Genomic DNA, 8,417 nt, shown 5'->3' on the forward strand with positions numbered 1-8,417 from the left:
ATCGTATGCGGCCAGCACACCATGATCAGACCGAGAATCAAAGACGGAACGCCGGAAAACATAGGAGCTGTATCGGCGGATTTGTGGACGCCGAAATAGACGTAAAGCATGTAGGCGCCATAGGCGATCAGAACAATGCCGATGATGCGGACGACGGTCGTCAGAATGCTGCCCTGGAAGAAGCAGAGCGCCAGTCCGCAAAGCAGATAAAGAAGCGCCAGAACGAGCGTATCCTTTACGTTGAAATTAAACATATACCTTTTCATTTGAAAACCTCCAGATCTTCTGTCTCCATTATCGCCGAATTGAAAGGCAATAAAAGCAGGCAGGCCCGAAAGAGTCGAAAGAGATAGATAGAACGACCGTACTGTCTAAACGCAAAGACTGCCTTTCTGAAGCAGAACGTAAGAAGCGGATCGAAGAAACAGACGCTCAAAAACGGATGGACCGGTGCTGGCTCGACAAACCAGAACGGTTCAGAGGAAGAAAAGAAGAAAGTGAATGCGGAAGGGAGGGAAAGGAACAAACTCGACAGCATGTCATTTTTCTTGCTTACAGCGATTTCCCTATGGCAAACGCATCCGTCCTGAGCGCCGAAAAAGGTAAGATGAAACTGCAGAAAGAGAGATGGTAATTATGAAAAAAGCCGCTGTACTGATGGACAACGGATTTGAAGAACTTGAGGCCATGGGCCCGATTGCTCTGCTCAAACGAGCCGGCATTGCGGTGGACCTGGTCAGCGCGGCCAACCTGCGCGAAGGAACCGGCCGCTTTGGAATCATCTATTCTCCAATGATCCCTATGGATCTCTATGACTTTTCACAGGCGGATGCCCTGATTATCCCAGGCGGTCCGCACTATGCGCTGCTTGAAAAAAATCCAAAAGCGCTCGAAGTCATCCGGGAAGCCTGGAACAATCCAAACCAGATTGTCGGCGCGATTTGTGCCGCTCCGACGATCCTTGGCCATATGGGCCTGCTGGAAGGCAAGAACTACACCTGCTTTACGTCCATGAACGAAGACTTTAAAGGCAGCTATAAAGAGCAGGGAACCGTAACGGACGGAAAACTGATTACCGGCCGTTCCGCGGGCTACTCGATCGACTTTGCCTATGCTCTGATCGAAGCCCTGCTAGGCAAGGAAAAGCTTGATCAGCTGAAGGCTTCGATTTACGTGAAGTGAGCGTGAGTAATGAAGTCTAAAGCAGTTACGAAACTGGAACAAAGCTGGCTGGGGCATATTCGGCAGAATCCGACGCAAAGTCATCTGAGCGCCCTGAAAACGTCGCGCGCCATTCAGAACTCGCCGCTCGAATACGAAGTACCCGGCGCGGTGAATCCGGTGGCCATTTACACGCGGACGCTGCACATGCCAAAGTTCTTTTCCGATGCGGATGAAAAAGCGTTTGCGCATCTTTGCGATCAGTTTTATGGCATTTTTGAAAAGACGATTGCCGCCTACAAAGCAAATCCCGAGGTGCGAAAACTGTTCGGTTTTGATGCAAAACTCGAAGAACTGATTCAGATCGATAACCGCTATTCGAGCGCGATTCCCATGCTTCGCATCGACATTTTTTATAACGAAGACGACGGCTCGTTCAAAGTCTGCGAATTCAACACCGACGGAACGTCCGCCATGTATGAAAACCAGATGATGGACGAATTCATGGCGCTGAACAATGTATGGAACGATCTGAAACCGGCTGTGCGTCATCAGGAACTGATGGACAGCTGGGCCGAAAGTTTTCTGCAGGACGTGAAGGAAGCCGGAGTGGAAGACAAGCCTGCCATTGCGATCAGCGATTATCTGGAAAACGCCTATCTGCCCGAGCTGTACGCGTTTCGCGACTTGTTTGAAGCCAAAGGCTATGTCTGCGAAGTCGTGGATGTCCGCGATTTTGTGTTCGATGGAAAGGCACTTCGAAGCAAAAAGACGAATACCGCGTTTGACGCGATTTACCGTCGGGCGGTGACGAGCGACGTTCTGGAAAAATACGATGAATCGACGGATTTTCTGGAAGCCGTTCGCAAACAGGCCGTCGTTCTGGTCGGCAATTTCCAGACGCAGGTCATTCACTCCAAGGCGATCAGCGAAGCTCTGTTTTCGCCGGTGCTTCGCCAGTATTTCACGCCGCAGGAATGCGCGTTTCTCGATGCGCACCTGCCGCAGTCCATGGATCTGAGTGATGCCGATCTTACCCGGCTTCTCGAACATAAGGATCAGTGGATTATTAAACCGAAGGAAGGCTATGGCGCCAAAGGCGTGTACGCGGGGGTCGATCTTTCCCAGGAGCGCTGGAAGCAGCTGCTCGAAGATCTGACAGGACAGCCGTTCATTGTCCAGGAATACGTGCCGCATTATCGCAGCGAAAACATTGACCTGCTGAGCGATCACGGCTTTATCGGCTACGCCAACCTGACCGGTCTGTATGTGTATAACGGCCATTTTGCGGGCGTGTATTCCCGCCTGTCCGATGCCGGTATCGTTTCCACGCAGTATAACGAACGGATGGTCCCGACCTTCTTTGCAGACGAGGATAGAGATTCTCAGTAAGTCCGTCCCTTTGGCCAGAACGTCTGGTTCTGTCTGGCACAATACGGACAGAAAGTTTCCCAACAAAAATCCAGTACAGAAATACCCCGTCCGGGATTCTGCCTTCTGGCCTTATCCCGGACGGGGTATGCATGTATATAGAGCTGGATCGAAAAAAACGGAGATCTATTTCTCTTCGGGCTTTATGAATTCGGCAATTTTCAAACCGTCCTTGAAGCCTTTGAGATAAAGATGATGAAGCTGTTCCGGATTGCGGTTGAGCGTATCGACGCCGCATGTATCGTTTGGCGCGATGACGAGAACCTTGCCTTCCTTTTCCATCTGCAAAGCCCGCTCTACGTCTTTGTTGTAGCGGGCAGCGCGTTCGCGAAGGCCCTGCGCGGCGAGGGGATAATGGCCCATGAAGGAAGCTAATGTTACATCCTTGCGGCTTGAGCGCACCAGATCCGAGGGCTTGGTGAGAATCAGAACAATTTTATCCGCACCGAGTTCAATGGCTTTGTCGATGGGAACGGGATCGGAAAGCGCACCGTCAAAAAACGGAATGCCTCCGACTGGATACGGTTTGTTTACAACGGGAATCGAACAGCTGGCCTTGAAAATGTCATACTGGTCTTCGTCCATCCAGGAACTGTCGAAATAGGCAGGCTTGCCGGTGATGGCGTTGGTCGCTACAACGATCAGCTCCGCAGGATTTTCTTTCATGGCTTTGTAGGCGAGGGGATATTCACCGTCTGTGTTCGAAAGGAAACTGTAAATGTAGTCCATGTCGATATAGGAGCCGCTGCGCAGAAAGTTCGAGGCCGACATGTATTCCGGACGTCCGGAATAGTCCCGGTAAAATTTGTACGTCCGTCCGATCTGCCCGGCGATAAAGCTGGCCAGGTTGGCGCTGCCGGCGCTCACGCCGATTGCGATATCAAAATGAACGTGTTCTTCGAGGCAGGCATCGAGAACGCCCGCCGCATACATGCCGCGCATGCCGCCGCCAACATCAATTACTGCAGTTTTCATTCTTGAATTAACCTCCTGATGTCTGAAAAAGTTTTCGGAAAAGTTTTCGGAAAAAAGAAAAATAGAGTTTCAGACAGATTTCATATTTGACCGGGACGTTTGTGTTTTCAAGAGAAACGGCCGTTCTTTCTTCAACAGAACGGCCGGAATGTACAAAAGCAGATGGGATAAAGGAATAGAAGGGCAAATTGCAAGGCGAAATACGCGGGACTGTGCGCGATGCAGCGCATAACAGAACGTGCGATAAGAGGAAAAACAAACGCAGCAAAAAGAATATTAAGATTTCGTTGGTGCGGCAGGCCGGATTCGCTCTTTGTCCAGACCTGTTTTTGGCCCGCTTGAAAAGAGAGGAGTGAGGTTTTATAATAGCTGTACATGTGCCCGTAGCTCAATGGATAGAGTAACAGATTCCGATTCTGGTGGTTGGAGGTTCGAGTCCTCTCGGGTGCGCCATTAGAAAATTCGAGTCAGCGAAAGCTGACTTTCTCTTTATATGTCTGCTTTGCGATCTGCATTGTCCACGTAGCTCAGCTGGATAGAGCACACGCCTCCTAAGCGTGGGGTCGGAGGTTCAAATCCTCTCGTGGACGCCATCGCCAGTCCCGGAAGTCTGATCTCAGGCTTCCGCTTTTTTCTGTTTGGACGAACATCATAATTCGCCGCTTAGGCAAGGCACCGAAAATGATTTTTACGGCCACTTTGAAAAGATAAATTCTTTCTCGGAAAGGTAAAATTTCACATTCTTTTGAGAATCGCCGGGAAGAATGAAAGTTTAAAAATATGATCGTGCAGTATAAACAAGTGAATAATTGCCCGAGCATTAAAAAAAGCCGCAGAGCGGCTTCTTTGTTCGTCCCGGAAGGGAGATTCTGGTGGAAATTTCAACCGGAACGAACATTTTGATAATAACAAATCAGGCTCAATTGTGGTAGTGGAATAAAAGTGAAGTTTGATAAAAAGACGAATACAATTAAAATAAGTCATCCAAATTAAAAATAAAGCTAGTAAACAGATGTTCGTGTGAATATTTTTTACGGGTTTTTAATCCTTAAATTATCGCTGGATTCGATACGGTACAATGAGAAAGAACAGATCTTTCGAAGAAAGGAACTCTTTTATGATCAGTAAAGTACCTGTCCGAATCACTCCGCTCAACCGGCTTGGCTTTGTGGATGTCTACCTTCCAGATGACTATTACCAGAGCGAGGAACGCTATCCCGTCCTCTATATGTTTGACGGTATGTTTGACGGTCAGAATCTCTTCTACGATGAACAGGCAACGTTTGGAACGTCCTGGAAACTGAAGGACTATCTCGATGCCGCGCAGCGCAAAGTCATTGTTGTGGGCATTGAATGCGATATCCGGGGACAGAACCGGCTTCACGAATACACGCCGTATGCGCTTGCCCAGACGTTTTACGGGGAAACGGCAGGAAAGGGTGCCGTGCTGATGGAATGGATTATTCAGAAACTGAAACCTGAAATTGATTCCACCTATCGAACCTGGCCGCAAAGAGAAGCAACCGCGATCGCAGGCAGCTCCATGGGCGGCCTGATGGCTTTTTATGCGGTGATCCACCATAATGAAGTGTTTTCAAAAGCTGCATGCCTTTCCCCGTCCTTTGCGGTATGTGAAGAGGAGATTTCCAGAGAATACGAACAGACCGTTCTCGATCCAGATACCCGGATTTACTGGTCGTTTGGTTCCCAGGAGCTTTCGCCGAGGCAGAGAATGGAAGCACAGATGCTGCTGGATGAATACCGGAATTCTCTGATCGATCGCGGCGGACTGGGAAAAGTCGTGATCGCGGAGGACGGACGGCATGATGAAGCCTCATGGGGTGCTCAGAATGAAGCGGTTTTCCATTTCCTCTGGGATGAACCGGAAAATACATCCATCGCAGTCAATTCACTGACAGGAGTATGAACATGAATACCGATCTTGATATGATATCTTTTGGAATGATTGCGGATGCATCGGAATCCCGCTCTCTGGCTCTCGAAGCCGTTTCAGCAGCCAGAAAAGGGGACTACACCCGATGCGAAGAATGTCTGGCGAAAAGCCGCAAGGCGTATGACAAAACCCATCGGGCGCAGACGGATGTCCTTTTTGAGGAAATGAACGGAAAAACACGGCAGGTCAACGTCCTGCTGGTGCATTCCCAGGACCATCTGAGCTCGGCTTCGGTCGTTCTTGAACTTGCGGAACAGATGATCAGCCTGATTAAAACGCAGACCCGACTGGAAGAGCGTACGTCCAGACTCGAAAAACGTCTGAACGAACTTGAAGATCGGCATTGAATCCCTCTGCTTCAAAATCAGGCGGACTGCACGTCACCAAGCAGTCTGTCCAAAGCCAGATCCGCAAACCTGTAAAGGGAAAAAGGAGAGGAAATGAGAATTGATCTAATTTGTTCCGGCGGACTTACCTCAAGCTGGATCGTCAAAAAAGTAGAGGAGTACATTTCGAGCCGGAAACTGCCGTATGAACTGACTTCCCGCGGTCTGGGAGATTATTATCCGGTTTCCCGTCATGCGGACGCGGTTCTGCTTGGTCCGCAGATCGGCTACTACAAAGAGGAAGTGGAAAAACGTCTGGGCGTACCTGTAGGCGTCATTTCTTCCCGGGACTATGCGCTGGCTAACGCCAAGGAAATTCTCGCGCTGGCAGAAACCGTCGCCAAAGAGAAAAAGGCCCGCAAGGCCTGATGAAACCCATCCGCGTCGACAGCCGATCTGTCTGCGCAAACACGAATAATGAAATGAATTCACGAAACCAGAAGGGGTGCTGTCGCACCTCTTTTTTCGTGAACGGGAGGAAGAAACGAATCGGATCCCAAGCGGAATTTTGCCGAATTGCTAAGAAGCCAGAAAAGAAAAGATAACGAACGAAAGGAAACAGTCGTCAAAAACGTTTTCTGTGCAATAAATTATCCAAAACATGCGAAACATCATAAAAAGAGGACGATTGCAAGAAAACACCCCGTAAATTTACTGAAAAAATGTAAAAATAAGAGCGTTAGATTTGAGAGAATTTTCATAAATTGGGAAAATCCAAAATGGACCTTGGAAAACTCGACTGAGGCAGAGGACCCAAAATATAGATAAAGCAATCTATTCATAATAAAAATGATTGAAATCTGTTAAAGAAAACTTTAGAAAGTCCATTGAAAATCCTTGAAAATAAAAAGTACGATTTAGATAGTTTTCAATATATCCGTTCACTGCTCCAATCGACTGGACAGTCCAATGAGTAAGGAGGAAGCACACATGTCTAAAGAAGTCGAGAATTTACAGATGAAAGAACTTGGTGACGTAAAAGTACTTGTCGATGAGGATAAGATCCAGAAGACTCCGGCTGATCAGGATAGACGGTTCGGACAGCTTCTGGAAATGCTCTGGCGTCAGGATGAAGATCTTCAGAACGAGACTGAGAGCGAGCTCGAATCTACAACCCTCTAGTCCAGAACTTCAAAGAATAAATACAGCCCTGTTTGATCAGGCGCTTAAAAAAGGGATGCCGCTGCATCCCTTTTTTTTTGAAAAGACAGAGTGAATTCAGTGCATTCGAAAAGATCAGATCGTATCGCAGGCTTGGCGAAAGACGCGGATGACCTCCACACTGGCGCATGGATAATCCATCGCATGTTCGCCTGGATAGGCGGAATAGCTGACTTCGCCTCTCTGAGTCGTCGGGTCTCTTTTCCAGGATTTTGCGGAAGAATGGACCTGGTGTACTCCGCTTTGACGAAGGAAGTCTCCAACGTTTTCTGGATTGAGCCCAGCACCGGCCAGGATCTGAATCTGATCACCATAGCGCTGCTGGATTTCCTTGAATACCAGAGCGCCTTTTGGTGCAGATGACTGTGTACCGCTGGTCAAAATGCGATCCACGTTCAGATCGATCAGTGTCTGAATGGCCTGGCTGTAGTCCGGAACGACATCGATCGCCCGATGAAAGACCGCCTCTTTGTCTGGATACGTGTGGATCAGCGTAACCATCTGCAGGGTCTGGTCCGGATCGATCGTTCCATCCGCCCGCAAAAAGCCAAAGGCAATTCCGTCGGCTCCAGAGTCCAGAAAGTCTCTGGCTTCCAGAAGCATGAGCGAAAATTCTTCGGGGCTGTAATGAAATCCCGCTTCACGGGGCCGAACCATGCAGATGATGGGAATGGAACACTGCGCTTTGGCTTCCTTGAGCACGCGCAGGGAAGGAGACAGACCGCCAAGAGCAAGCGCGCTGTTCAGCTCAATTCGATCCGCTCCGCCATTTTGCGCAGCCAGGCAGTCCGCGAGGGAGCCGGCACACACTTCAAATGTCGTTTTCATAAAAGTTTCGGTTTCCTTTTCTTCTTTCTCTTCTTATATGTATGAAAATCGAATGTATGGGAATCGAACGTTCTCGCTGTGGGCACGGCTCAAAACCGCAGAATGGAAATTCTGCATTTTGAGCGTCCGTCGCAGGAACGTTCTGCAATCTCCCTCCATTTTAACAGCGGGGGTTAGAGCAGGGGCTGGAAAGAAGACGGGGCCTTTGGGAAAGGTAAGATCCGAACTGGAATTTACCGTTTCAATTTCCGTATTTCCCCCAGGACTGGAATTTACTATTTCAATTTTCTGAAGGCTCGCCGCGAGTGCTTTAATTTGACAGACTCCGTAAAGATGGAGTATCTTAACAAAGCTGTTTGAAATCAGACAGCCGCTTGAAGAACACAGTTGAATCTCTAGCAATTCCTAGATGTGAAAATATTTTAAAAATTCACAAATAATGCTTGCATAGGAGAAAATGCTGTGGTATTCTAAGTGAGCGTTAAGGAAATGACTTCCAAAACGCATCAAATCACCTTTAG

Annotated in this window: 9 protein-coding genes and 2 tRNA genes; 8 read left to right on the forward strand and 3 right to left on the reverse strand. The window is 48.6% G+C overall.

The window, feature by feature from the left end:
- Window positions 1-266 (reverse strand): DUF308 domain-containing protein (locus tag ACLUYS_RS08355; protein WP_412659588.1); only part of this gene is annotated, 266 nt, incomplete at its 3' end.
- A 361-nt stretch (window positions 267-627) separates the two neighbouring features.
- Between ACLUYS_RS08355 and ACLUYS_RS08360 the strand changes: the two genes are divergently transcribed.
- Together ACLUYS_RS08360 and ACLUYS_RS08365 are read left to right on the forward strand one after the other, a co-directional pair.
- Complete coding sequence (locus tag ACLUYS_RS08360; protein WP_353887486.1) at window positions 628-1,182, forward strand: DJ-1/PfpI family protein; 555 nt, start codon at window positions 628-630, stop codon at window positions 1,180-1,182.
- A gap of 9 nt (window positions 1,183-1,191) precedes the next feature.
- Complete coding sequence (locus ACLUYS_RS08365) at window positions 1,192-2,553, forward strand: circularly permuted type 2 ATP-grasp protein (protein WP_230267772.1); 1,362 nt, start codon at window positions 1,192-1,194, stop codon at window positions 2,551-2,553.
- A 165-nt stretch (window positions 2,554-2,718) separates the two neighbouring features.
- Here ACLUYS_RS08365 and ACLUYS_RS08370 read toward each other — a convergent pair whose 3' ends face one another.
- Window positions 2,719-3,567, reverse strand: coding sequence for a patatin family protein (locus ACLUYS_RS08370; RefSeq protein WP_230267773.1), 849 nt, complete (start codon window positions 3,565-3,567; stop codon window positions 2,719-2,721).
- A gap of 377 nt (window positions 3,568-3,944) precedes the next feature.
- On the opposite strand from ACLUYS_RS08370, the gene ACLUYS_RS08375 reads away from it, so the two are divergent.
- The 6 genes from ACLUYS_RS08375 (at window position 3,945) to ACLUYS_RS08400 (ending at window position 7,029) form a co-directional block, all read left to right on the forward strand.
- A tRNA-Arg gene (locus ACLUYS_RS08375) sits at window positions 3,945-4,020 on the forward strand.
- Between the two features lie 63 nt (window positions 4,021-4,083).
- Window positions 4,084-4,160 (forward strand) — tRNA-Arg (locus ACLUYS_RS08380).
- Between the two features lie 524 nt (window positions 4,161-4,684).
- Window positions 4,685-5,494: an alpha/beta hydrolase gene (locus ACLUYS_RS08385; protein WP_412659589.1), complete on the forward strand. Its 810-nt coding sequence runs from the start codon at window positions 4,685-4,687 to the stop codon at window positions 5,492-5,494.
- A gap of 2 nt (window positions 5,495-5,496) precedes the next feature.
- Complete coding sequence (locus ACLUYS_RS08390; RefSeq protein ID WP_412659590.1) at window positions 5,497-5,868, forward strand: PTS lactose/cellobiose transporter subunit IIA; 372 nt, start codon at window positions 5,497-5,499, stop codon at window positions 5,866-5,868.
- A gap of 93 nt (window positions 5,869-5,961) precedes the next feature.
- On the forward strand, window positions 5,962-6,276 hold the full coding sequence (locus tag ACLUYS_RS08395; protein ID WP_230267776.1) for a PTS sugar transporter subunit IIB: 315 nt from the start codon (window positions 5,962-5,964) through the stop codon (window positions 6,274-6,276).
- A gap of 561 nt (window positions 6,277-6,837) precedes the next feature.
- On the forward strand, window positions 6,838-7,029 hold the full coding sequence (locus ACLUYS_RS08400) for a hypothetical protein (protein WP_230267777.1): 192 nt from the start codon (window positions 6,838-6,840) through the stop codon (window positions 7,027-7,029).
- 114 nt (window positions 7,030-7,143) lie between these two features.
- Here the strand turns inward: ACLUYS_RS08400 and ACLUYS_RS08405 are convergent, their stop codons facing one another.
- On the reverse strand, window positions 7,144-7,896 hold the full coding sequence (locus ACLUYS_RS08405; protein ID WP_230267778.1) for a copper homeostasis protein CutC: 753 nt from the start codon (window positions 7,894-7,896) through the stop codon (window positions 7,144-7,146).
- Window positions 7,897-8,417: the final 521 nt, after the last annotated feature.

This window comes from Allobaculum sp. (assembly GCF_047010065.1).
Classification (GTDB): Bacteria; Bacillota_I; Bacilli_A; order Erysipelotrichales; family Erysipelotrichaceae; genus Allobaculum; species Allobaculum fili.